Consider the following 23,893-nt stretch of genomic DNA (forward strand, 5'->3'; position numbering starts at 1 on the left):
TTTCCGTACGGATACTGTTGCTACCGCGCCATGATCTTTGAGAGCTATGACATATTTATGACAGCCACCCAGTTACTCTAAATATAGATCCTGTTTGCTTAAGAGCTTTCTATATCAACCATCAGATCATCGGCGATCGCCTCTAATGCATCAGTAAGTTGTTCTTCATCAAGTCCTGCTGGCAAACTGACTAATGTGTCAGCCTTAAACAGTGGTTGCCCCCAGTTTGGCGCGCTCTCGTAACGTGTTTCTAAGACTAAGACGTTGGCTCCCAAGCCGCTGACGGTTTTAGAGATATCCTGCACGATGCCTGGGCGATCGTTGGCGGTCACCATCACCTGAATGCGCTTTTCTTGTTTCTCTGTGGTGATGCCATCTGCGACCTGTACTTGCAATGACGTCAGTTTAGATAATTCGCTTTTCAGCGCATCGACCTGGTCATCGGCGATAGTGACTTCGAGGATCCCAGCAAACAAACCTGCCAAGTGCCGCATACTACTGGCTTGCCAGTTGCCACCGTGGTGCAAAACCAAGTCTGACACTTTATCCACAATTCCAGGACGGTCGACGCCGAGCAGGGTGATTACCAGTTGTTTCATCTTGTCATCTCTTTTACATATTGAACATTCATTATTGATTTAGACAGGCGAGGTGTCCAGCAAGGCTTTGTCTGTTCCTTTGTTGTAACTCAATAAATTTTAAGAAGAAAGATATATCCCTTTTTAGTCCTTCAGATTTTTCTGATGAATTTGGAGGGGTAAGAGGCGTTAGTAACAAAACTGTAATACAAACGTCATATACTCTGCGCCATCAAACTATGGGTGAGGTTTTCCATGGCTGCCAATTCGGTGCCGATATTTCGGAGCAGTCGACGTCGGCTGTTTAAAGACAATTTAGCGCGCTTTGGCGTGACTGGCGGTGGTTTGATGGTGCTAGTCGCGTTATTGCTTATCTTTTTCTATCTGCTGTATGTGGTACTGCCGATCTTTACGCCAGTCGACATGGAGCAGAAGTTTAAGTTCGAGGTGAATACTGAAGCGAACGTCGTTTCTCTTGGCATCGAAGAGCAGGCCGAGATCGGCTATCGCTTTGCTGCCGATGGTCAGGTGGCGTTTTTTGCTGCCCGAGACCTGGGTGAGAGAAAAGCAGGCGACGAGATCTATCATCATCAGGTCGTGTTGACTGGGCCAATGACCGCCTCTGCGGCAGTGCCTACGGGCGATGAGATGGTGGCGTATGCCGACGCAGCAGGGATGGGGGTTATTGTGAAACCACAATTTCGTACCTCTTTTCCGAATGATGTGCGCGTATTAACGCCTGAGATGTTCTATCCGCTTGGGGACTCGCCTTTGCTGTTTGATCCGCAAGGCGCAGCAATTGAAAAGCTGGCGGTGGCACTGGACGATGAGTCTGCCAGTGTGGTCAGTCGCACCTCGGATCATCGTATTGTATTGGCAGCCTTTAGTGCTGAAGAAGACTTCCTCACCGAAGAAGTGGTGTGGACCCCTAGTCACGCCAAGATTGATTCGCAACTGAATACGGTACAGCAAATGCTGTTAACGCCGGATCAGAACCACCTGTTTATCCGTGGTGATAATCGGATCGAGGTGTGGAATTTGCGTAATTTGGCAAAGCCAACGCTGAAGCAGGTGATTGACCTCCGCAGTAAAGCGTCTGATGTCTCTACCATGGGACTGTTGACGGGTGCTTCCTCTTTGTTAATCGGCTACGACAATGGCGATATCAGCCAGTGGTTTGAAGTGAATGGCGAGCAGGGGCGTAAGTTCCAGCGTATTCGCGGCTTTAAGTCCGATGGTGCGGTGACCGAGTTTGTCTCAGAGAAAGGCCGTAAGGGCTTTATGGTGACCACGGACACAGGCAATGTTGCTATTTACCACACCACGGGTCAGAGCCGTCTGTTTGAACAGCACTTTACTGCCAGTTCTGCAGAGGCACTAACGCTTGCGCCTCGCCATAATGCTGCGCTGCTGGAATATGATGGAGATATCTACTTCTTCGATGTTGAAAACGAATATCCGGAAGTTACCTTCAGCGCGTTGTGGACCAAAGTCTGGTACGAAGGCTACCCAGATCCGCAATATGTTTGGCAATCAACGTCTGGCAGTGATGAGTTCGAACCCAAACTGTCGTTGATGCCATTAACCTTTGGCACAATTAAAGCGGCGTTGTACGCCATGTTAATTGCAGTGCCTATTGCGTTGGCTGGTGCTATCTATACCGCTTATTTCATGACACCAAGTATGCGTACCTGGGTTAAGCCAACGGTTGAGATCATGGAAGCGTTGCCAACGGTTATTCTCGGCTTCCTGGCTGGGCTTTGGTTGGCTCCCTATATCGAAGATAACTTGCCGGGGATTTTGGCGATTCTCATCTTGGTGCCGTTTGGCATCCTATTGTCGGCATACCTGTTTAACCTGCTGCCTAAAGATATCACTAACCGTTTGCCTGATGGTTGGCAGGCGGCGATGTTGGTGCCTGTGGTTATCTTCTTCGGCTGGGCAGCGTTCGCGCTTAGCCCTGGATTAGAAGATCTGTTATTTGAAGGTAACGCCCGTGTCTTTATCACTAATGAGTTAGGGATATCTTTCGACCAACGTAACGCGTTAGTGGTTGGTTTAGCGATGGGCTTTGCCGTGATCCCTACCATCTTCTCGATTGCCGAAGATGCTGTGTTCAGTGTGCCCGGACACCTGTCAAACGGTTCATTGGCATTGGGTGCTACACGCTGGCAGACATTGACTCGCGTGGTGCTATTAACCGCAAGTCCGGGGATCTTCTCGGCAGTGATGATGGGACTGGGCCGTGCCGTGGGTGAAACCATGATCGTACTGATGGCCACAGGTAATACGCCAATGATGGATTGGAGTATCTTCCAAGGCATGCGAACGCTTTCTGCCAATATTGCGGTAGAAATGCCAGAAGCAGAGGTAGGTAGTTCTCACTACCGGATCCTGTTCCTGTCAGCGTTTGTACTATTCGTGTTGACCTTCATCTTCAACACCATATCTGAATTCGTGCGCCAGCGGCTGCGTGAAAAATACAGCTCGATGTAAGGGAAATGACCAAGATGAAGAATTGGATAAAGTCAGGTTCCCCGTGGATCTGGATGACAGGTGGTGCAGTCAGTATTTCGCTGGTCGCTGTTATCGGTTTATTGTTGTTGATTGCATGGCGCGGTTTAACTTTTTTCTGGCCTGCAACCATCTATGAGTTTGATTTGCGCCAACCGAACGGCGAAATCGCCACTGTGATTGGTGAGATCCATGATCAGGAGCTGGTGCCTGCCTCTCGTCTGCGTCAGGCTGGGGTTAAGCTGGAAGGCTACGATGAAGAGTTTGTGACTCGTTATCTAGTAAAAACAGGTAACCGTGAGTTTGTTGAGTTGGACTTTCGCTGGATATTGGAAACCAACATTGTTGAGCGTCGTGAGCCCAAAGGCATTGCTGTGTTTGAGCGCTCGAAGAACGGCAACTTCTATGGCTTCCCAGAGCAGCTATTGGAAAATGGCGAGCCCGTGGTTGCCAAATCCGTAGCGACAGAGCTGGAAGCTCGTATCGAGCGCTCGGTGATGCTGAATAATCAGGCGTTGGATCTGCAAAACGGCGTGATCGGCAAGATCAACTATGAGCTGGAACGTATCCGTTTGGAAGAGCGTGGTCTGGAGCTGAAAGAGCAGTTAACAGCTGAAGCCAAGGCGGGTTTTGAGGCTCGCCGCACAGAACTGCGTAATGAGTACCAGCAGCATGAAACAGACCTGTTTGCTTATCGTGATCAGATGCGCCGTGACGCCATTGTGGTGCGTGATATGCGCGGTGAGCAGGTCAATATCAACATGCAGTATGTATTGGATGTCGCTTATCCTAATGCGATGAATTGGCCGCAAAAAGTATGGCGCTGGATGGTGCAGGTGGCGAAATTCGTCTCCCACGACCCGCGGGAAGCCAACACCGAAGGCGGCGTGTTCCCTGCCATCTTTGGTACCGTATTTATGGTGATGCTGATGGCGGTGATTGTGACCCCATTTGGCGTAATAGCAGCGATTTACCTGCATGAATACGCGGGTAAAAACTCGGTCACCAAACTGATCCGTATCGCGGTTATTAACCTTGCCGGTGTGCCATCCATTGTCTATGGCGTATTTGGTCTTGGCTTCTTTGTTTATATGTTAGGTGGCTCGCTGGATAAGCTGTTCTATCCTGAAGCGCTGCCGTCACCTACCTTTGGTACGCCAGGTGTACTCTGGTCTGCCTTAACCTTGGCCATTTTAACCCTGCCAGTGGTGATTGTATCGACAGAAGAGGGCTTGTCTCGTATTCCTAGTGCGATACGTCAAGGCAGCTTGGCACTGGGCGCGACCAAAGCAGAAACCTTGTGGCGGATTATTCTGCCAATGGCCAGCCCGGCCATTATGACCGGATTGATCTTGGCGGTGGCACGTGCAGCCGGTGAAGTAGCCCCCTTGATGTTGGTGGGTGTGGTGAAAATGGCACCGACACTGCCTGTCGACGGTAACTTCCCGTTTATCCACGTGGATCGTAAATTTATGCACCTGGGTTTCCACATTTATGATGTGGGCTTCCAAAGTCCTAACGTTGAAGCGGCGCGCCCGTTGGTTTACGCCACTTCGTTCCTGTTAGTGACCGTGATTGTTACATTAAACCTGACGGCGATTTCAATTCGAAATCACCTGCGGGAAAAATTCCGCTCGCTTGAACACTAGCCCGGACTGATTAGAAGATTTTTGAGGTATAAAGATGATTGAAGTGAAAACCACCTTAAAAGCAGGTTCAAGCGAAAAGCTGGATCTGATGAATATGAGTCCGGAGCAAAAAGCACTGGAAATTAAAGGCTTGGATCTGTTCTACGGCGACAAGCAGGCGTTGCATCAGGTCAGCATGAGCATCCCCAAAAACCAGGTGACCGCGTTTATTGGTCCTTCTGGTTGTGGTAAGTCGACCCTGCTGCGCTGCTTGAACCGAATGAATGATCTGGTGGACAGCTGTCGTATTGAAGGTGAAATCCTGCTCCACGGCCATAATATCTATGACCGTAATGTGGATGTGGCAGCCCTCCGCAGCAACGTTGGCATGGTATTCCAGCGGCCTAATCCGTTCCCGAAATCGATTTATGAGAACGTGGTATACGGCTTGCGTCTTAAAGGCGTAAATGATCGTCGTCAGTTGGACGAAGCGGTGGAAACAGCACTACGTGGCGCAGCTCTGTGGGACGAAGTTAAAGATCGTCTGCACGACAACGCTTTTGGTCTGTCCGGTGGTCAGCAGCAGCGTTTGGTGATCGCCCGCGCCATTGCGATTTCACCTGAAGTATTGTTGCTGGATGAACCAACCTCAGCATTGGATCCGATCTCAACGCTGACCATTGAAGAGCTGATTAACGATCTGAAGTCGCAGTTCACCGTGGTGATCGTAACGCATAACATGCAACAGGCGGCGCGGGTCTCAGATCAGACCGCTTTCATGTATATGGGCGAGCTGATTGAGTATGCTGACACCAATACCCTGTTTACTACGCCAGCAAAGAAAAAGACCGAAGATTATATTACCGGTCGTTACGGCTAATTCTGATTAACGTATGGATCTGCTTGGAGCAATCCCATGGAAACTATGAACACGTCAAAACATATTTCAGGCCAGTTCGATACGGAGCTGGAGAACATCCGCAATCAGGTATTAACCATGGGCGGATTGGTTGAGCAACAGCTGCGTGATGCCTTGTTAGCGATCGAAGAGAACGATATCGAATCGGCGAAGCAGGTGCGTAAGAACGACCGACAAGTTAATCAGTTCGATCTGGATATCGATCGTCAATGTATTCAAATCATCGCCAAGCGTCAGCCTGCGGCGAGTGATTTGCGTTTGATGGTCGCCATCAATAAAACCACCGCCGACTTAGAACGTATTGGTGATGTCGCTAAGAAGATCGCCAAAGTAGCGATGGAAGGTGAATACGACAAAAAGCAGCTGCAGCTGATTGCCAGTCTGGATAGTCTGGGCCGTCATGTCTGTGACATGCTGCATGATGTGCTTGATGCATTCGCCCGTATGGACGTTGACGCGGCATTAAAAGTACATAAAGAAGACAAGCGCGTTGATCGTGAATACGAAGGTATTTTGCGTGAAATGGTGACCTACATGATGGAAGACAGCCGCTCAATTCCCAAGGTATTGGAAGTGATGTGGGCGGTACGTTCATTAGAGCGTATCGGTGACCGTTGCCAGAATATCTCTGAGTACATCGTCTACTGCGTGAAGGGTAAAGATATCCGTCATGCGCCGAGCTCGGAAATCGATGAACTGCTGAAGTAGAGCTGCTTCTCTCACAGCCAGATATTCAAACTTAAAAAGGCCTTTCTAATCAGAAAGGTCTTTTTGTTTTATAGCGTCCGCATCACATGGGTAACGTGTTGAATTTTTACCTGAGTTTTGACTGTGAAAGCAGTTCCCAGCGTGTCATTCCGGTAAAATCTCTCCTTTAAACAGACTTGAAGGCAGCATGGCGAAGATTATCTACGGAGTATCAGGGGAGGGCTCAGGTCACTCCTCTAGAGCGAAACTGATGGCTGCCCACCTGGAGCAGCAGGGGCATGAGTTAAAGCTAGTCTCCTATGATCGCGGTTATCGCAATTTGCACCAGCAGTTTGACGTGTTGCAGATCCAAGGGTTAACCATCGCCAGTGTTGATAACAAGGTATCGAAACTAAAAACGTTGACCGAGAACTTGGCTAACCTGCCCGAAGGCACCCGTGCATTTAACAAGCTTCGCGAGTTGTTTAAGTCATTTCAACCGGATTGCGTTATCACCGATTTTGAACCTTGCACTGCGTATCTCGCCAATCACTATGATCTGCCGCTGATCAGTCTGGATAATCAGCACCGCATGCGTTACATGGAATACGCCTGCCCGGCAGATCTAAAAAAGGAAGCGCTACTTACCGAAACTATTATTCGCGCCATGGTGCCCAAGCCGTGGTATTCGTTGATCACTTCTTTTCATACTGGCGCGTTGAAAAACGACCATTGCCAGGTGTTTCCGCCCCTGATCCGTCCGGCTGCTTATGGCCTTACCGCCAGCAGAGGGGAGCATATTTTGGTGTACGCCACCTCAGGGTTTGATTCGTTGTTGGATACGCTTAGCCTGTTTCCTCGCGAGCGGTTTTACGTGTATGGCTACAACAAGGATGAGGTGGTGGGGAATCTGCATTTCAGATCCTTCAGTGAAGAGGGATTTTTGCAGGATCTTAGTTCCAGCAAAGCGGTGATGGCGACGGCGGGCTTCACCTTGATTAGCGAAGCACTGCATCTTAAAAAGCCCTATTTGGCGTTTCCAATGCAAGGGCAATTTGAGCAGCATCTCAACGCCCATATGCTGGATAAACAGGGGCTGGGAAAAGCATGTTTACAGCCAGACCAAGATGCGATTGCCGCGTTCTTGTATCAATTACCAGACTATGAACAGGCATTAAGCCTATATCAGGGCTGTGGTAATCAGGGGATGCAAGACAAGCTCGACCAGTTGCTAGCCAATGATATGGCGCTGCTTAAATCGTTTAAACGCTAAGCCGGCGGTAGCGGGCGTGGCTCACGTTGATTGAAGCGAGAGCGGCTGGAACGAAAAACAAACGAACGCCTTACCGCGTTTTTTCTGTGAATAAACAGTATTGCCTCGTAATTGATGGCGATTGTTTAGATCGCCGTCTGAGATCTGTTGATGGCGAGTGATGAAGCAAGGTTAAGGCTGGCTAGCGCAGGGGGCAATGTAGTCAGCCTATCGTTACTTCTTGGTTGTCCAAGGCAGCTTCCCACTCAACGCGAGGGCGACAAGAATAATGAATTGTCCGTAGGCAATATAGTCATCATAACTGCGGAAAAAGCGAACTCTCGCTCTATACCCTTCGGCAAAGGCTCTTTCTAGATCTGTGACGCCACTCATGGCTAATTCAAAGCCCGCATAGCCACTCACTATCCCTATCAATAGTGCGTTAGAGGCTAAGAAAATCACACAATACCAGCCTACCAGCATGATCCCGCGAAATACCAGTGTCCGTTCATCAGACCGGGGGTTAAAAAGAATACCCAACTCTTACTCCTTAAGTTTTACGACGTCCTATGATGTTGTCGCTACGTGTTTCTCTTTATTTAAAGTCGATGCCAGCGGTTTTAAAAAAAAATCGGCATCAATCCAAGGCTAACTTGAGTGACTTGATACTTCTATGCGCTATCACAAACGCGGTAATCAAATCCCTCTGGTATTTCCTGAGGCATCTGGTTGGCTTGGAGATACCCCCAAACAGATATCGCCATAAAGAACAGCGGCAAGCTTAGCAGCGTGAGTGATTTGGCTCTCGCTTTCCGCCCCCTCAATATCTTGGTTGGCGTGTAAACTTTGTGATTTTTCGGGGGATACTGCCCATCGGCAAAAGATTTAACGCCCAGAGGTACCGCCACTGCACCCACTATAAAAGCGCAGATTATTGGCAGCCCAAAGAACAGCGAAAACCATAAAACGGTTAAGCCAGCGTAGCCAAACAGGCTATGGCAAGGTGCCGTCTCTGCATACCATCGCACAAAAGGGAAAACCCACTGCTGATGGGTGATGAACACTACTCCGCCCGCCACTATGTAAAGCGATACGCGTTTCAACTTTTCTGGTTTTGAATATTCGTCTGCAAATTCAGTCACACGGGATCCTTAATGGGGGCTAATGTTACTGGAACTTTTGCTATTGAAGAATGACATGACGAGTGAGTGACTTGCATTGTTAACTGCCTCATTCAACCAACCAGTCCTTGTATTGCTCGAAGAACTCCGGCCAAAAGTCATCAGTCCCGCTGATCTTGCTGAGTTCAAGTTCAAGCTGAGCGAGTTCAGAAATCGAGGTGATCGAGTTTTCATTTGGGACAATCAGTGACGAGTTCTCACTGCACTTAGACTTGAGGACGGACAAGGCAGCAAGAAATGAGTCTAAAGATGTCGCTACTTGGTTTTCATACCAATCGCCAACACCGTGCATTGCTGTATAAACTGGCATGTTAGGTTCGGAAACATCTACAAAGAAAGGGTCTCCAAGTTCGGTGTCTGTCCCGATTACAACCCACGACTTTTTCCTGTCACCTTCCTCGGGCCCCGTAAGATCTTCACCCTCCGTCCCTACGCTGTATCCAAGTTGAATTTGGTCAAGCTCAGGCTCTGGCACTAAATAGAAACCAGAAGGGCCAAAGTAGACACTTTCTAGGCCGGATGCTTTTATTTTCTCGATTACTTGATTCACCTAGTGTTCCTTGAAGGCTGTTAACGCCTAAAGCTGGGGCTGGTGCAGCGTCTTCGCCGCGTCGTTGCAGCTGTCCCCGCTAGGAGCGCAGCGACGAGTGCTTGATTATTTGTTTGTTAGGTGTTTCTAGCACGATCAACTCTTTCGATCAGCTTAGCAACAAGGGAATTTTTGGAAAAAGGGTTGAATTTCATTGGAGGATTAAAGGCCAGCTCTTTTCCAATAGGGCCGTCTGAGCGAACCAGTAGTACGACCTTTTCTGGAGAGCTCATTTGGGCATAACTGATATTGATAATATCTTTGAGTTGAACCCTTTGTTCCTTTTTACCTTTTCGAAAGAGTAAGGAATCTCCTTCGTCGAATACTTCATCAGCCAAATCCCAGATAAGCTTTTTAAATAAGAAAAAGCCAAAAACGGCCATAAAAATTGGCATGATTAGAAATATTTTGGATTCTTGTTGGGCTCCAGCTGCAAATGAAGTGACTAAGAAGAATGCGAGAAACCCAAACCATATGGATGGGAATAGCTTCTTATAATAGAATGTCGATCCTGATATTTTCTTCATACTTTCTATGTATACCTAACGCTAATTGGGAAGCATCTGCTTCCTATCTCCATTTAGAGAGTATGCTTGCTATCCCTGCAATGAGTATTTTCGTCAGCTGCCGGCACGCTCGGTAACTTATTGTCTAATCTCAACAATTTTGCTCTGTTTGGCAATAGTTGATCTCTCAATATTATGTGCGGTTGAGCTATGTTCCTCGATTAGTGAGGTGTGAACGACTCGCACCATGGTTTAGGGGATTGCGGGTGGGGTGATTGCGGTAGTCTTTAAGATAGTGTGATGGCTTAGGGATTGGCAGTCGCGGGTGTAATGGCGTCAGAGCAAGTGGCCTTGCTCTGACGAAAGAGGGTTAGTTAGCCGGGGCGACCGTCGGCTCTGGGAGTACTGAGGATCTTGCTGTAATGCAACATAAACAGGCCATAGCCGATGATCCAGCCCAGTGCGCTTAGGCTCCAACCCCATACTAACCATTGTGGCATCAGTGCGGGTAAAACGCTGCGGATCAACGCCGCCAGTAATAGCGCAGCAAAGGCGATCGACATCTGCGGGTGGGCTTTAAGTGGACGCCCTGTGTGGCCTAAGGAAACCCGCGCCAGCATGGCCAGTATCAAGCCGCCCATACCGCCAACCGTGAGGGCGTGGATTGCTGGGCTCATGCTATACACCCAACCAAGGTGAAACCCTAGTGCCAATAATGCGCCGATTGGAATAAACAGGTAGCTCAGGTGCAGTGACCAAAGTAGCGGGTTACTTAAGGTGGCCTGTGGACGCCAGCGCGCCATACGTAGTAATTGGCTGATGGCGATGGTTGCCCAGAGCACGATGCTGAGCTCTTTGGGTACCTGCCAGCCAATAGAGACAAGCAAGGTGATGATCACGGCGAGTAAGCTAATTGCTCCGACGGCTTCAAGCCACACAAGCGGTTGCGGCTTATCAAATCCGCAGGCGCGGGAAGTAAAAAACGGAATAACGCGGCCACCCACAACAAAGATAACCAAGCTAATCAGCAGTACCGCGATGGTCGAGCCCAACTGCATCCCTGCCGGAAAAGCGCCAATTACGGCGCTGTGCATTAGCGCGTTGGCGAGGGTTAGCCCGAGCAACAGTGGGGTAAAAACTAAGTTGCGCCACTGTTTGACTCGTACCACATAGTTAGCCATGAGCAGGGCAACACAGGGCAGAAATAGCAGATCAATCACCGCTGCCAGCCATTGCAGTTGGCCAAGCTCGAGCAGTAATGCAATTCGACCTGCCAGCCAGAGCAACACTAGTAGTAGCAGCGGGGTGCCACGTAACCCGCGCAGTCCGGTCCAGGTTTGTACTGCGGTTAATAGGAATCCGGCAATGATGGCGCAGACAAAACCAAATAGCATTTCATGGGTATGCCACCACAAGCTGCTGCCATAGGGGGTGAAGCTAAACCAGCCATTTAAGCTGCCTACCCATAGCGCAATAGCAGCAAGGCTGAAAAGCGATCCAAATAGAAAGAACGGACGAAAAGCGAGGCGCAGCAATGGCGTAAGCTTGCTCTCGGTGCTGGCATCGGTGATCTGCATCATTGGGGCATCCAGTGGTATTTTAATGTGTATATATAATACATGTTAAGACGTCGATTGTAATCGGCGCCTATTGATACAAATCAGAGATACTTAATTCGTGCCTAACTACTGCTTAGGTTTTCTTCTTCGCCTTGGCTGGTGATTCGGGCAATATTTCAGGTACAAAGGTCTGCTCATTCATCGGTGGACGGACATAACCTTTGGTGTTGATCTTAGGCAGCGTAATGGTGTGATACTTCAGCGATTTATACGGTACTTTACTGAGCAGATGGCTGATACAGCTGAGCCGAGCTTGTCGTTTATCATCACCGTTAACCACATACCAAGGGGAGCGACGGGTATCGGTATGGCTGAACATGGCATCTTTGGCTTGTGAGTATTCCACCCATTTGCTGCGCGAAAGCAGATCCATATCGCTAAACTTCCAACGCTTTAACGGGTTGGTGACGCGCTCTTTAAAGCGTTTTTCTTGCTCTTCATCGGAAACGGAAAACCAATATTTAATTAAGATAATGCCAGAGCGGATCAGGGCTTCTTCTAAGCTGGGACAGACCCGTAAAAACTCTTCGTACTCTTCATCACTGCAAAAGCCCATTACCTTTTCTACGCCGGCACGGTTGTACCAGGAGCGGTCAAACAGCACCACTTCACCAGCCGCAGGCAGGTGGGCGATATAGCGTTGGAAGTACCACTGGGTGCGCTCTCTGTCGCTGGGTTTGGTGAGTGCAACCACGCGCACCACCCTGGGATTGAGCTTTTCCGTGATCCGCTTCAGTACGCCGCCCTTACCGGCGGCATCGCGTCCTTCAAAAATGACGGCAACCCGCAACCCCTTTTCCTTTACCCACTCTTGCATTTTGACTAACTCAGCCTGCAGCCTTTCTAGCTCCTGCTCATAGAACACTTTATTGAGCCGCTTTGGCGATTTATTTGCGTTGTTTGCCATATCTTTTACCTCTTGAGTTGTCACGTTTTGGTAACTGTTATGTAGCTTTTACGTCACAAATGCTGATTAGGCTTCCTGCGAACCTTTCTAAATATAGTCAACAAGTTAGAGGACGCTAAGATGTACGGGCAGAAAAGGAGAGTCTGGTTACCCTTGGTAATCGGTATCGCTGGCAGTGTGATGATCAGCGGTTGCAGTGACGATGACGACGATGAGGTGGCACTTGCTACCCTGTCGCCAATGGAGTTTAGCCTCTCTATGCCGTTGGGCACTGTTCAGGCCGAAGGTGGCGTACCTTTGGCACTGGATACGGGGTTTGGTAGCGGTGCATTTCACCATGCAGCAGATCCTGAGCAGCAGTTTTATCTTGTGACTGATCGCGGCCCGAATGTCGCGTGTGATGATGCCGAAGCGATCCTTGGTGTTGCTGCCATTTGTGGTGATGATGAGGATGGCAAGATTTTCCCTATGCCTGAATACACGCCATCTATTTTTGAAGTGTTGCTGACGACTGATGGTCCGCAACTGACCCAGATCCCGCTATTAGACAGTGATGGCAACCCCATCTCGGGTGTCGTTAACCCGCTGGAAAGCACTGAAAATGGCTACGCGCTGGACGGCACTTTGTTGGCGTTTGATCCGAACGGTGTGGATACCGAAGCGTTGGTGAAGCTGGCTGATGGTAGCTTTTGGCTGACCGAAGAGTATGGACCTAGTTTATTGCATGTGGCTACTGACGGTACGGTTTTGGAACGTGTCGTACCTGAAGGCGTTGCAGCCCAATTGACTGGGGCCACCTATCCGGTAACTGATGGCCTGCCGGCGATTTTGGCCAAGCGAAAATTAAACCGTGGTATTGAATCTCTGGCGATCAATCCGGACGAAACTGCGCTCTATTTCATTATGCAGTCACCGCTGGCCAACCCTGACAACAGTGCCTATAGCGGTTCTAAGAATGTTCGCCTGTTCAAGTTGGCTCTGAATGCTGACGGCACATTGGGTGCCGTTCAAGGGGAGTATCTGTATACCCTGGATTCACCACAATCGTTTGCTGATCGTGCCGGTGGCGAAGGTGATTTGAAAAACAATGATTACCGCAAACAAAGCGACGTTAAAGTCAGCGAAATGATCGCTGTCGGCGATGACCAACTGGTTGTGCTGGAGCGGATCAGCAAAATTACTCACCTCTACCGCGTGGACTTGGTCGGCGCAACCAACCTGTTGGGCAGTGCTTGGGATAGTGAAGCTACATCACCAAGCCTGGAGCAGATCGTTGATCTGCAAGGCGAGGGTATAGTGCCGTTGGCGAAATCATTGGCTTTTACTAATCTGGGCAGTGCGCTGGAGCTAGCCAAAAAAGAGGAAGGCTTGGCGATGCTGGATGGCACCTACGCCATGCTGATCAATGACAATGATTTCGGTATCGCGGGGGATACTACCGACGTCGTTATTACCCCTTTCAATGACCGTTTCACTGGCATGGCGGCCGCGCATCCGGTTTTGGTACACGAGTCTCGCTACGAATCGGGCCTGTTTGACGAAGGCGCCGCAGAAATTGTGCAGTACCACGCCGCCAGTCAGCGTAGCTTTGTTGTCAACGCGGCAGACCGCAGCGTTGATGTGCTCACGGTGGGTGATGATCTGGCACTGAGCAAAGCGTTTGCGCTAACACTGCCTGCACAAACTGCGGATGGCCGAGACTTGGGAGACGCGAACAGCGTTGCCGTTTCTGGTGACTGGTTGGCAGTCGCTATTGAAGCCGATGATGGCTTTGGTAATAGTAAGCAGGGTAAAGGCGTTGTTGTGCTTTACGATATTGCGAGTGGCGAGAATGCGCTAACCGCTGATAGCACCCCTGTTGCCATGTTTGAAGCGGGTTACTTGCCTGACATGGTGACATTTAACAAAGCGGGCAACCTAGTCTTAGTGGCAAATGAAGGGGAGCCTAACAGTGCTTATGACGTTGACCCTGAAGGTTCGGTGACGCTGATCGACCTGAGCCATGGCGTTGATAATGCTGATATCACCCACCTTGGCTTTACTGACTTCAATGTGGGGGGCTCCCGCCATTCCGCATTGCCTGCCGATGTACGGGTGTTTGGTCCAAACGCAACTGTGGCGCAAGATTTGGAGCCTGAATATATAGCGGTTGCCGACGATGACACCATGGCGTTTGTGGCGCTGCAGGAAAACAACGCCGTCGCTAATATCGACCTGATCAACAAACAGGTCACTGCAATCTGGGCGCTGGGCTTTAAAGACCATGGCAAGGCCTGGAATGCGATCGACATTAACGACAAAGATGATGTGATCGATATAAGCACTCATGCCAATGTGGTTGGCATGTACCAGCCTGATGCCATTGCCAGCTATAGCGTAGATGGCATGGCTTATTTGATCACGGCCAACGAAGGGGATGCCCGTGATTACGATGGTTTCAGTGAAGAAGCACGAGGAGAAGATTTACCGCTAACGGACAGCTTTGACTTAGACGAAGTTGGCCGTATCGGCACCACCACAACACTGGGTGACGCTGATAATGATGGTGTGGTTGAAACCCTGCATATCTACGGCGCACGCAGCTTTAGTATCTGGAATAGTGCCGGCGAACGTGTGTTTGATAGCGGCAGCGAGTTCGAGCAGATCACCGCCGCACGCTTCCCTGATAATTTCAATGCCAGTGACGATAAGCACAGCTTTGAGAACCGCAGTGACAATAAAGGGCCAGAGCCGGAAGGTGTGGCGGTCGGTAAGGTCGGTGATCGCTTTTATGCCTTCATTGGTCTGGAGCGTATCGGCGGGGTGATGGTGTATGACGTCACCGTGCCTGCTGCTGCACGCTTGGTTCAGTACATTAACCCGCGAGATTTTGAGCAGGATCCATCACTGGACACTGACGATGGCGAAGTGACCAATCCGCTGGTGGGGGATTTAGCACCAGAAGGGATGGTGTTTGTTGCTGCTGCTGACAGCCCAACGGGTGCAGCCCTGCTGATTGTCGGTAACGAAGTCAGCGGCACCACGTCGTTGTATAGCTTTGATTAACTTGTTTTGATTGTTTTAACTTAGCTGAGAGAAGACAAAGCCCGGCCCCTTGGCCGGGCTTTATGTACAAGATGTACGGTATGCCGCGGATACATGGATCTATAGGAGCGGCGGTACCCACTACGCTTCGCGGGGTGAGCCTTGCCGCGAGCGCATGGAAACGCAGTGTTGAAGATTAGCTAGCTATCCATGATTAGTCCCCAATTATTCTCATAAAACTGAGGCAAATCGTTAAGTTAGCTTCGTTTCTGTGTTGAAATGCATCGGCGTTACGCATCACTTAAGCTATAAAGGAATATTCATGACTTTGACTCAACCCGCACGCAATGCGTTGGAAGCCATCAGTGTTGCAGGTCAAATGAACAAGAAATTGAAGGATCGAATTCATCGCGAATGGTAAGCCTGCATTGCCTGCGACCCCGCTGTACTCTCTGGGCTATTCGCTGCTGCCGTTGCGTGTTTATCAACGGTGGAAAATGAGAAACAAGCCCTTGAAACGGCGCTGTTTTTGAATTTGTTGAACAGCGATAGTTTTTTACCTGCTCGGTTTTCCAAAGAACAACGGTCCCTCATGCTTAGCGCTCACCATCACGGGTTGAGTGAAGCGATTTCCCAGCTTTTGGTCATGCAAGAATCAGAGACGAAAGGGCTTTCAAGTCAGTGCTTGCAAGAATTATTAGAGCCAGCTTTGACGCTTTACTTCTACCATGGCTCGTCAAGTCATTCGCCAGAGGTATTGGCATCGGTCGCTGTGCTTTGCGTTAAGTTCTTCACCCTGTTCCCTGAATGCCATAACAACCTACTGCTTAGTCTGTTAGCGCACCATACCCAGCCGCCGCAAGCGTATGCCGATGTCTTGCTCGCGGGTGTGCGACATCATTCTGATTTTGGTGTGGCGCATGCGCTGGCGTTTGATATGTTCTCTAAATATGCAGAAAGAGATGATCCTGAGCATAAGCACGCATTAGCGACGATGAAGCTCTGTGTTCCATATGTAGGCGCTGAAGAGGGGATCGAACATCAGCATTTCTTTTCTGTGGTGTTTTGGTCGCCGCTGGGTATCAGCTTTTTAACTCAGGCGCAGCGCGTAGAAGAGAAACAGAAGCGCTTGGCATTGATTAAGTGCAAAAAGATTAAGGCAGAGTACAAAGCGGAACTGGATGAATTAACCCAGCATTTTGACGTTGTCGTGGCGCGAGAGTGGTTGCATGCGGTGAAGCGGGTTGCGGTGAGCAAGCCGACATTTAACGTGCTCTTGCTACTGGTTAAGAGCTTTCCAAGCGAAACCGATGCGTTAAAGAAGTTACGTGATGATGTGGTGGCTTATCGTGATCGGCCGAAACAGTTTGCTTTACCGAAACGGCCTAAAAGTGACATCAAAGATTTTGCCCTGAAGCTCGCGGTGATTGAGCAGCTGATGTATCGGCAAAATGTCCTGTCGCCAAAATTTGATATTCACGCGTTCGCAGCAGAGTACGACAAGCGTCAGATTGATATCACGTCAGATGGCTATGAGATAATACCGGAGGCTCAGAAATACTTTCGTAATCTCACCATTTCACCCGAGCAACTGGCAAAGGTGACAGAGCTATATTTTGATTGCGGTCTGGGCGGTGGCGCGTCGGTGTATCAGCAAATGTGGCCATTTTGGGATCCTGGGTGCGGTGATGAAGTGATTGCCGTTACGACAAAGGCCGCGGCAGATATACAGCAACTACCAAATCTCAAAAAAGTGGTGGGTTTGGAACACTTTTCACCTCCGGTCAGTGTATGTCGAGCGTTGGTAAAACATGGCGTTGAGCAGATCGAAGATAATTGACGCATGGGTTGGTTCTTTTTTGTTATCAATATGATTTTAAATAGTTTTTATAGGCGTCAGGGTGGGCGTTTCGAACCGTGGAAGCACTTTGTTGATGCGCTCAAAGCACACTTTTCCAAGCAAAAAATTTACCATTTGGCCTTGGATTTAATACCGGTAGATGGTCTTACTGCCAGCCTTTTGCCTTTTGCCTGTTGTGAGTAGGGCGTGCTTTAGAGAGTAAAGCAATGAATGACTACTTTCGGCGTATAACCATGCGATAGCTTAATTGCAAAAGGCAAGGAGATGCAGCCATTGCAAAGATGGCTGTGCTCCATGCATGGGGGCCGATGTCGCAGGGGTTATAGCGACAAACTAAGGCAAAGGGTTTCGCAATTGCCAATTGAGCAGACGCTATGATGGTCACGACACAACAAGCAAGTAGCACCATGCCTAAGGTACGGCTTAACCCGACGGATAATGATTGATGCGTCGTATCAGTGGGCCCAAGCTTAAATAAGAAGTAACCAAGAAAAGCCAATAAACCACCCAGTACAAGTATCAGCAGGTCGTACATGCCATTTGCCACTGCCGGATGATATTGACCGACGATGGGAGTTAAAACCAGCCAGCCAATCAGACAAATCAGATATTTCATATGGATGTGTTATTGAGTTTGTATCGCGTCATAAATGTTAAGTTAACATAACTCTGCGAAATCAATACCTTCTGTTACGCTTAGTCCATTAGCCCGATCTAGTCACAGGGAGTGCCTCCGCTCATGATGTGTTTTTTGCTCTTCGATATGGCCCAGCAAGAGGTCGTTAAAAAACAGCTTTTGCCGATGTTGGCTGAGCATGAGCTGACCCCAGTGGCGTTTAACCCCCATGAGCTCCCCAATTGGCCGGAAGACGCGCGGGTGCTTCTATACCTTTCAGATGATCAGATCTCGGAATTACTTCCCTGTGCCACTGATAAGCAGTGGCAGTTTGCCTTTCTTCCTCACCCCAACGCGGTACATGCAATTAAAGGTGGCGGCGTCAGTAGCAAGTTATTACAAGCGGTAGAGGATGGACTGAATAACAAAGCCAGGAGTGTTGATCTGCTGTTGTGCAACGGCCGCTTGGTGTTGAATTCGGTAGTGATTGGCGATGTTTTTGGGTTACGCCCAGGCGGTGCCATTGAAGGAGTATGGGCTAAGTTTAAGCACCTGTTGTCGTCGGGGCGTCGATTGGGCGAACTGGTGCCAAAACGCTATGAGTTAATCACCGGCAACGATGAGAAAATAGTGACTGCAGCAATGGGGATCACCGTTGTTGAGCATGGCAAAAACTCAGTGATGGGACGTCGGTTACTGCCTGGTTCCCATATCAATGACGGTATGTTTCACGCCATCTTGCTGGCGCCAAGAAGTTTGATGGAGATGTACCGCTTTTTGTTGTCTTCCGTGTTTCATCGAAACAGCGGCTCTGTGCCGCGCAGTGTCGGCATCATTAAAACCGCCAGTTTAAGCGTGCGCTCGAATGGGGGCATGGAGTACCGGCATGATGGCTGTGAGATCTGTGCCAAGGAGCTTGTCTTCGAAAACCAAGCGAAGCGCTTGTCTCTCGTTTCTGGCCGGTTGTTGGCAATAGAGGAGGGCGCTAGCGACAGCAAGGAACAGCGCAAAATACAACATCTGCCGTCAGGCGGGGCGATTGAACAGATGACCAAGCGGCCACTTAGCTGGATCGCTCATGCAGCCACCGATGAATTCAAAGAGCTATATCAAGCGCTGCGAGAAAATGCCACGCCTTCCAATGTCTTTCTGACCTTGATGATCTTGTCGACACTGTTGGCCTCTGTGGGGCTGTTTGCCAATTCACCGCCGGTGATTATTGGGGCGATGATCTTGGCGCCATTGATGGGACCCATTATTTCATTGGCGATGGCAATTGCGCGGCAAGATGAGTCCTTGCTCAAGGGTAGCCTTTATACCCTGTTTACTGGTTTGGCGTTGGCATTAGGCTTTGCGGTGGTCGCGACTTGGTTGATCCCGTTGCAACAAGTGACACCTGAAATATCGGCACGGCTCAGGCCGAACTTGCTAGACCTAGCTGTCGCGGTGATCTCGGGTATTGCGGGGGCTTACGCCCATGCGCGAGCTGCTTTGGCTAAAAGCCTGGCCGGTGTTGCCATTGCGGTTGCGTTAGTACCGCCTTTAGCGGTTACCGGGATCGGTATCGGTTGGGGAGATACCGGTATTATGTGGGGTGCCTTTTTGCTTTTCCTGACTAACTTGTCGGGGATTGTGTTGGCCGGCGCTGTGACCTTTCTGGTATTGGGGTTTGCCCCATTTAGCCGGGCAAAACGGGGCTTGATCCTATCGGCACTGGCGGTTGCTCTGGTGAGTATTCCTCTTGCTCTTAGCTTCGTTCAGGTAGTCCACAAAACGAAGTTGATTAAGCAGTTAGAGGGGCGGTTGATTGATGATATTCGTTTGGCAGAGGTTCGGGTAGTTTCATCAAGACCGATCACTGTGTCGGTAAAACTCGTGGCACCGAGGCCGCTGACCGCCTCTGACTATCAAAATACCAAGCGTGCAGTGGAAGCGGTGATGAAGCAGCCCGTTGTGCTCGAAGCCAGCAGCTCTTTGCGTCTGCAATAAGATAGGCCGTGGTATTGCCCTGAATGAACCATTCATCAGTGCGCTGCAAGGTGATTTAAATCACAATTTTGAGATCCTGCTGGCGTTTAAAACGAGCAAAAACGCTGTTAAAAATCAGATCTGGCAATGAGTAAGTTGGCTGGGTGGTGACTAAACAACAATTCGTCATTATTGCGCCAACTTATATCAACTTACAGCTGTAAGCTCAGAGCTACCCTCTCGTTTGAATTCGCATTAATACACCATTCTTTAATATCAGAACATGTTTGAAATTGGACTTGGAAGCTTCTGCTTAGTGGCTCTGAGTTTTTCATCCGTTTAAAAAACAATCGATTAAGGCAATTTGATCTGTTTGTTTTCTTACCTTGATAGTTACCTCGAACAATCACCTTGTGTAATTAATTTACGTAATTGGATTAATTTTCAAACAGGTGTTTGCTTTTTGATTTGGGTCAATCTATAAATAAATGCAAGCCTAGAGCAAACACTCTAAACGTTTGTTTGAACTTTAATTAGTAAGGTTTGGCAGATGGTTCTGCTTACTCGTCTAGGCAGGGGCTTTAACGGCCTTAGACAATAGTCGTATATCACTTCGGAACATTGCTAACGATAATTTCGTGGTGGTTAAGTAACAAATGATTGTTTATTGAGGGTGACCAGATGGAGTCAATGACAGCACCACCAGCCAGCCGTGAGCTACATATTCAGGGTGAAGTGACCAACGCGTATCGTGAGGTGTTAACCGTCGATGCTATGTCGCTGGTGGCCGATCTGGTGAGAAAGTTTGCTCCTGAACGTCGCGATCTACTGGCTAATCGCCAGCGTCGTCAGCAAGCATTTGATGCCGGCGCCTTGCCAGACTTCCTTGAAGAAACCAAAGATATCCGCAATTCAGATTGGCAGATCCGGGGGATCCCGGAAGACTTATTGGACCGCCGTGTGGAGATCACCGGGCCGGTTGAACGCAAGATGGTGATCAATGCGCTGAATGCTGATGTCAAAGTGTTTATGGCTGACTTTGAAGATTCACTGTCACCCACTTGGGATGCGGTTGTGCAGGGGCAAATCAACCTGCGTGATGCGGTCAATCGTAACATTGACTATATCGACCCCAACAGCGGCAAGCACTATCAGTTGAGCGACGATCCTGCGGTATTGATCTGCCGTGTGCGCGGGCTGCATTTAGATGAAAAACACGTCTTGTTCCAAGGCGAGGCCATTCCTGGTGCGCTATTCGATTTTGCGCTCTATTTCTTGAATAACTATCGTCAGCTTCTAAATAGTGGCAGTGGTCCCTATTTCTATATTCCCAAGCTGCAGAGTCACCATGAAGCGGCTTGGTGGAGTCGTATCTTCAGCTATGTCGAAGATCGTTACTGCCTCGAGCGCGGCACGATAAAGGCAACGCTGTTGATTGAGACCCTGCCTGCCGTGTTTGAGATGAATGAAATTTTGTACGCAATGAAAGACCATATTGTGGCGTTAAACTGTGGCCGCTGGGATTACATCTTCAGTTATATCAAAACGCTAAAAAATCATTCTGATCGCGTACTTCCTGACCGCCAGCAGGTGGGGATGGCACAACCATTCCTAAATGCCTATTCCCGTTTGTTAATCCGTACTTGTCATCGTCGCGGGGCGATGGCCATGGGCGGTATGGCGGCCTTTATTCCCAGCAAAGATGCTGAACAAAATGAAGCGGTACTGGAAAAAGTAAGGCAAGACAAAGAGCGTGAGGCCAATAACGGTCATGACGGTACTTGGATTGCACACCCAGGTTTGGCGGCTACGGCGCAAGGCATATTTAGTCGTGTGCTAGGTCAGCGCAAAAATCAACTGGATATTAGCCGTGAAGAGGACGCCGAAATTACCGCTGATGACTTGCTGCAACCTTGTGAAGGTACCCGCACTGAAGCAGGCATGCGGCTCAATATCCGTATTGCAGTGCAGTATATCGAAGCGTGGATCTCCGGCAATGGCTGCGTGCCCATTTATGGTTTGATGGAAGATGCGGCCACCGCAGAGATTTGCCGAACCTCAATATGGCAATGGATCCGTCATGGTAAAGCCTTGGATAGCGGCGAGGTGGTTACCCCAGAACTGTTTACCCGTTTGTTGAGCGAAGAGATGTTGGTGTTAGCCGAAGAGCTGGGCGACATCAAATACCGCCAAGGTCGATTTGAGGAAGCAGCGGCCTTGATGGAAAAGATCACGCTGGACGAACAGCTCGTTGAATTTTTAACCCTGCCGGGTTACCGGCGACTTAATTGAGTACCCGTTAGAGGTGCCCCCTACAAGCGCAACTTATATAGGTCTGCAAGAGGACGTCAAGATGACACAAACAAGGCAAGAACAGATCCAGGCTCTGGAGAAAGATTGGGCAGAAAATCCTCGCTGGAAAGGCGTAACCCGTGGTTATACCGCTGAAGAGGTGGTGAACTTGCGTGGTTCACGAATGGTTGAATGCTCACATTCTCGCGCCGGTGCTGAAAAGCTCTGGTCACTGATTAATGGTGAAGCGCGCAATGGCTATGTGAACACCATGGGGGCACTGACAGGCGGGCAAGCTGTACAGCAAGTGAAAGCAGGTTTACAGGCGATCTACCTGTCTGGGTGGCAGGTAGCGGCAGACAACAACTTGTCTGGCACCATGTATCCGGACCAGTCTCTGTACCCAGCGAATTCCGTACCCGAAGTTGTTAGCCGTATTAATAATGCATTTACCCGTGCCGACCAGATCCAATGGGGTAAAGGTATTAACCCCGGCGACAAAGGTTATATCGACTATTTTGCGCCGATTGTTGCCGATGCCGAAGCTGGTTTTGGTGGCGTACTTAATGCGTTTGAATTGATGAAAGGTATGATCCAGGCGGGTGCTGCGGGTGTGCATTTTGAAGATCAATTAGCTTCAGTGAAAAAGTGCGGCCATATGGGCGGTAAGGTACTGGTACCAACTCAGGAAGCGGTACAAAAGCTGATTGCCGCGCGTCTGGCGACCGATGTGATGGGCGTGCCGACATTGGTGATTGCTCGTACTGATGCCGATGCAGCTGATCTGTTGACCTCGGATTGCGACCCCTATGATCGCGAGTTTGTGGTCGGTGAGCGCACCGCTGAAGGATTTTATCGTACTCGTGCCGGTATCGATCAGGCGATTGCCCGCGGTCTGGCCTATGCTCCTTATGCCGACATGGTGTGGTGCGAAACCGCGAAGCCAGATCTGGAACAGGCGAAGAAATTTGCAGAAGCGATCCATGCGAAGTATCCAGATCAGCTATTGGCTTATAACTGTTCACCATCGTTTAACTGGAAGAAGAATCTGGATGATGTGACCATCGCTCGGTTCCAGCGCGAGTTGGGTGCCATGGGTTATAAGTTCCAATTCATCACCTTAGCGGGTGTCCACAACATGTGGTACCACATGTTCGAATTGGCGAGCGGTTATCGTGATCGTGGTATGTCTGCTTACGTTGAACTACAGCAGCAGGAATTTGATGCAGCTGAACGTGGCTACACCTTTGTTTCTCACCAGCAGGAAGTAGGTACTGGCTACTTTGATCAAGTAACGAACACCATCCAGGGTGGCGAATCGTCGGTCACTGCACTGACCGGCTCAACTGAAGAAGCGCAGTTTAAATAGCAGTTATTTAAATCGATGCTTTTTTGGTAACAAGAGAGACCCGCTGGCAACAGCGGTTGTAAACAAGAAGTGTTGCTCCAACCTTTCCTTTGACTTCGCCCGGCTTACAGCCGGGCTTTTTTATACCCACAACGCTTCGCGGGGTACGCTGTGTACAGGATGTACAGGATGTACAGGATGTACGGTATGCCGCGGGCGCATGGCATCCTAAACACTTCGCGAGATTAGCTGTGCCGTTAGTGCTGTGAAAGCCCTCTCCTAGGGGAGAGATACCATCTTGCTCGTCATGCCTCAAGCAGTGATTTTCACGCTGTTTGAGGCTGATACTCGCTCTGGTGCTTAAGCACGCCGAAGCAAATATGAGTCAGCTTGCGCATTGCCGC

The 23,893-nt window shown here is 49.5% G+C and carries 19 protein-coding genes; 11 read left to right on the forward strand and 8 right to left on the reverse strand.

Translation table 11 applies throughout. The annotated features are described in order from the left end of the window. Window positions 1-98 precede the first annotated feature (98 nt). Entirely contained in the window at window positions 99-599 is a 501-nt protein-coding gene (locus tag EXY25_RS10290; protein WP_114338654.1) for a glycine cleavage system transcriptional repressor, read from the reverse strand. 234 nt (window positions 600-833) lie between these two features. Between EXY25_RS10290 and EXY25_RS10295 the strand changes: the two genes are divergently transcribed. The 5 genes from EXY25_RS10295 (at window position 834) to EXY25_RS10315 (ending at window position 7,599) form a co-directional block, all read left to right on the forward strand. Further along, window positions 834-3,074: an ABC transporter permease subunit gene (locus EXY25_RS10295; RefSeq protein ID WP_114338653.1), complete on the forward strand. Its 2,241-nt coding sequence runs from the start codon at window positions 834-836 to the stop codon at window positions 3,072-3,074. Between the two features lie 14 nt (window positions 3,075-3,088). After that, entirely contained in the window at window positions 3,089-4,741 is a 1,653-nt protein-coding gene (gene pstA, locus EXY25_RS10300; protein ID WP_114338652.1) for a phosphate ABC transporter permease PstA, read from the forward strand. A 34-nt stretch (window positions 4,742-4,775) separates the two neighbouring features. Then, window positions 4,776-5,600: a phosphate ABC transporter ATP-binding protein PstB gene (gene pstB / locus EXY25_RS10305; RefSeq protein WP_114338651.1), complete on the forward strand. Its 825-nt coding sequence runs from the start codon at window positions 4,776-4,778 to the stop codon at window positions 5,598-5,600. A 36-nt stretch (window positions 5,601-5,636) separates the two neighbouring features. Further along, window positions 5,637-6,347, forward strand: a complete 711-nt coding sequence (gene phoU, locus EXY25_RS10310; RefSeq protein WP_114338650.1) for a phosphate signaling complex protein PhoU — start codon at window positions 5,637-5,639, stop codon at window positions 6,345-6,347. A gap of 187 nt (window positions 6,348-6,534) precedes the next feature. Further along, window positions 6,535-7,599: a glycosyltransferase family protein gene (locus EXY25_RS10315; RefSeq protein WP_130566662.1), complete on the forward strand. Its 1,065-nt coding sequence runs from the start codon at window positions 6,535-6,537 to the stop codon at window positions 7,597-7,599. A gap of 213 nt (window positions 7,600-7,812) precedes the next feature. On the opposite strand, the gene EXY25_RS10320 is transcribed toward EXY25_RS10315, so the two are convergent. The 6 genes from EXY25_RS10320 to ppk2 form a co-directional block, all read right to left on the reverse strand. Beyond that, window positions 7,813-8,118: a hypothetical protein gene (locus EXY25_RS10320; RefSeq protein ID WP_130566663.1), complete on the reverse strand. Its 306-nt coding sequence runs from the start codon at window positions 8,116-8,118 to the stop codon at window positions 7,813-7,815. A 131-nt stretch (window positions 8,119-8,249) separates the two neighbouring features. Further along, complete coding sequence (locus tag EXY25_RS10325) at window positions 8,250-8,720, reverse strand: hypothetical protein (RefSeq protein WP_130566664.1); 471 nt, start codon at window positions 8,718-8,720, stop codon at window positions 8,250-8,252. Window positions 8,721-8,808: 88 nt separating this feature from the next. Further along, entirely contained in the window at window positions 8,809-9,309 is a 501-nt protein-coding gene (locus EXY25_RS10330) for a hypothetical protein (protein WP_130566665.1), read from the reverse strand. Between the two features lie 116 nt (window positions 9,310-9,425). Further along, window positions 9,426-9,875 carry a hypothetical protein gene (locus EXY25_RS10335; RefSeq protein ID WP_130566666.1) on the reverse strand — a complete coding sequence of 150 codons (450 nt, stop codon included), beginning with the start codon at window positions 9,873-9,875 and terminating at the stop codon, window positions 9,426-9,428. A 353-nt stretch (window positions 9,876-10,228) separates the two neighbouring features. Beyond that, a complete protein-coding gene (locus EXY25_RS10340; protein WP_130566667.1) occupies window positions 10,229-11,434 on the reverse strand; it encodes an NnrS family protein in 1,206 nt (401 codons plus the stop codon). 112 nt (window positions 11,435-11,546) lie between these two features. Continuing rightward, a complete protein-coding gene (gene ppk2 / locus EXY25_RS10345) occupies window positions 11,547-12,380 on the reverse strand; it encodes a polyphosphate kinase 2 (protein ID WP_114340049.1) in 834 nt (277 codons plus the stop codon). Between the two features lie 120 nt (window positions 12,381-12,500). Between ppk2 and EXY25_RS10350 the strand changes: the two genes are divergently transcribed. From EXY25_RS10350 to EXY25_RS10360, 3 genes are all read left to right on the forward strand, one after another. After that, a complete protein-coding gene (locus EXY25_RS10350) occupies window positions 12,501-15,425 on the forward strand; it encodes a choice-of-anchor I family protein (protein ID WP_130566668.1) in 2,925 nt (974 codons plus the stop codon). A 625-nt stretch (window positions 15,426-16,050) separates the two neighbouring features. Continuing rightward, window positions 16,051-17,244, forward strand: coding sequence for a DUF6892 domain-containing protein (locus EXY25_RS10355; protein WP_130566669.1), 1,194 nt, complete (start codon window positions 16,051-16,053; stop codon window positions 17,242-17,244). A 3-nt stretch (window positions 17,245-17,247) separates the two neighbouring features. Next, window positions 17,248-17,448: a hypothetical protein gene (locus EXY25_RS10360; protein WP_130566670.1), complete on the forward strand. Its 201-nt coding sequence runs from the start codon at window positions 17,248-17,250 to the stop codon at window positions 17,446-17,448. Between the two features lie 31 nt (window positions 17,449-17,479). On the opposite strand, the gene EXY25_RS10365 is transcribed toward EXY25_RS10360, so the two are convergent. Beyond that, window positions 17,480-17,881: a hypothetical protein gene (locus EXY25_RS10365; protein ID WP_130566671.1), complete on the reverse strand. Its 402-nt coding sequence runs from the start codon at window positions 17,879-17,881 to the stop codon at window positions 17,480-17,482. Between the two features lie 123 nt (window positions 17,882-18,004). Here EXY25_RS10365 and EXY25_RS10370 point away from each other — a divergent pair, with 123 nt between their 5' ends. The 3 genes from EXY25_RS10370 (at window position 18,005) to aceA (ending at window position 23,510) form a co-directional block, all read left to right on the forward strand. After that, the gene (locus EXY25_RS10370) at window positions 18,005-19,870 is read left to right on the forward strand and encodes a TIGR00341 family protein (protein ID WP_130566672.1); all 1,866 of its coding nucleotides are present in this window, start codon (window positions 18,005-18,007) and stop codon (window positions 19,868-19,870) included. A 669-nt stretch (window positions 19,871-20,539) separates the two neighbouring features. Next, entirely contained in the window at window positions 20,540-22,141 is a 1,602-nt protein-coding gene (aceB, locus tag EXY25_RS10375; protein WP_114340052.1) for a malate synthase A, read from the forward strand. A 61-nt stretch (window positions 22,142-22,202) separates the two neighbouring features. After that, window positions 22,203-23,510 carry an isocitrate lyase gene (gene aceA, locus EXY25_RS10380; RefSeq protein ID WP_114340053.1) on the forward strand — a complete coding sequence of 436 codons (1,308 nt, stop codon included), beginning with the start codon at window positions 22,203-22,205 and terminating at the stop codon, window positions 23,508-23,510. Window positions 23,511-23,893 lie beyond the last annotated feature (383 nt).

The organism is Corallincola spongiicola, assembly GCF_004284785.1.
GTDB lineage: Bacteria > Pseudomonadota > Gammaproteobacteria > Enterobacterales > Neiellaceae > Corallincola > Corallincola holothuriorum.

What these genes read in the sequence shown, in the direction of transcription:
- EXY25_RS10290 (WP_114338654.1), bottom strand. Translation starts at nt 599, where the DNA reads ATGAAACAACTGGTAATCACCCTGCTCGGCGTCGACCGTCCTGGAATT.
- EXY25_RS10295 (WP_114338653.1), top strand. Translation starts at nt 834, where the DNA reads ATGGCTGCCAATTCGGTGCCGATATTTCGGAGCAGTCGACGTCGGCTG.
- pstA (WP_114338652.1), top strand. Translation starts at nt 3,089, where the DNA reads ATGAAGAATTGGATAAAGTCAGGTTCCCCGTGGATCTGGATGACAGGT.
- pstB (WP_114338651.1), top strand. Translation starts at nt 4,776, where the DNA reads ATGATTGAAGTGAAAACCACCTTAAAAGCAGGTTCAAGCGAAAAGCTG.
- phoU (WP_114338650.1), top strand. Translation starts at nt 5,637, where the DNA reads ATGGAAACTATGAACACGTCAAAACATATTTCAGGCCAGTTCGATACG.
- EXY25_RS10315 (WP_130566662.1), top strand. Translation starts at nt 6,535, where the DNA reads ATGGCGAAGATTATCTACGGAGTATCAGGGGAGGGCTCAGGTCACTCC.
- EXY25_RS10335 (WP_130566666.1), bottom strand. Translation starts at nt 9,875, where the DNA reads ATGAAGAAAATATCAGGATCGACATTCTATTATAAGAAGCTATTCCCA.
- EXY25_RS10340 (WP_130566667.1), bottom strand. Translation starts at nt 11,434, where the DNA reads ATGATGCAGATCACCGATGCCAGCACCGAGAGCAAGCTTACGCCATTG.
- ppk2 (WP_114340049.1), bottom strand. Translation starts at nt 12,380, where the DNA reads ATGGCAAACAACGCAAATAAATCGCCAAAGCGGCTCAATAAAGTGTTC.
- EXY25_RS10350 (WP_130566668.1), top strand. Translation starts at nt 12,501, where the DNA reads ATGTACGGGCAGAAAAGGAGAGTCTGGTTACCCTTGGTAATCGGTATC.
- EXY25_RS10355 (WP_130566669.1), top strand. Translation starts at nt 16,051, where the DNA reads ATGCAAGAATCAGAGACGAAAGGGCTTTCAAGTCAGTGCTTGCAAGAA.
- EXY25_RS10360 (WP_130566670.1), top strand. Translation starts at nt 17,248, where the DNA reads ATGGGTTGGTTCTTTTTTGTTATCAATATGATTTTAAATAGTTTTTAT.
- EXY25_RS10365 (WP_130566671.1), bottom strand. Translation starts at nt 17,881, where the DNA reads ATGAAATATCTGATTTGTCTGATTGGCTGGCTGGTTTTAACTCCCATC.
- EXY25_RS10370 (WP_130566672.1), top strand. Translation starts at nt 18,005, where the DNA reads ATGATGTGTTTTTTGCTCTTCGATATGGCCCAGCAAGAGGTCGTTAAA.
- aceB (WP_114340052.1), top strand. Translation starts at nt 20,540, where the DNA reads ATGACAGCACCACCAGCCAGCCGTGAGCTACATATTCAGGGTGAAGTG.
- aceA (WP_114340053.1), top strand. Translation starts at nt 22,203, where the DNA reads ATGACACAAACAAGGCAAGAACAGATCCAGGCTCTGGAGAAAGATTGG.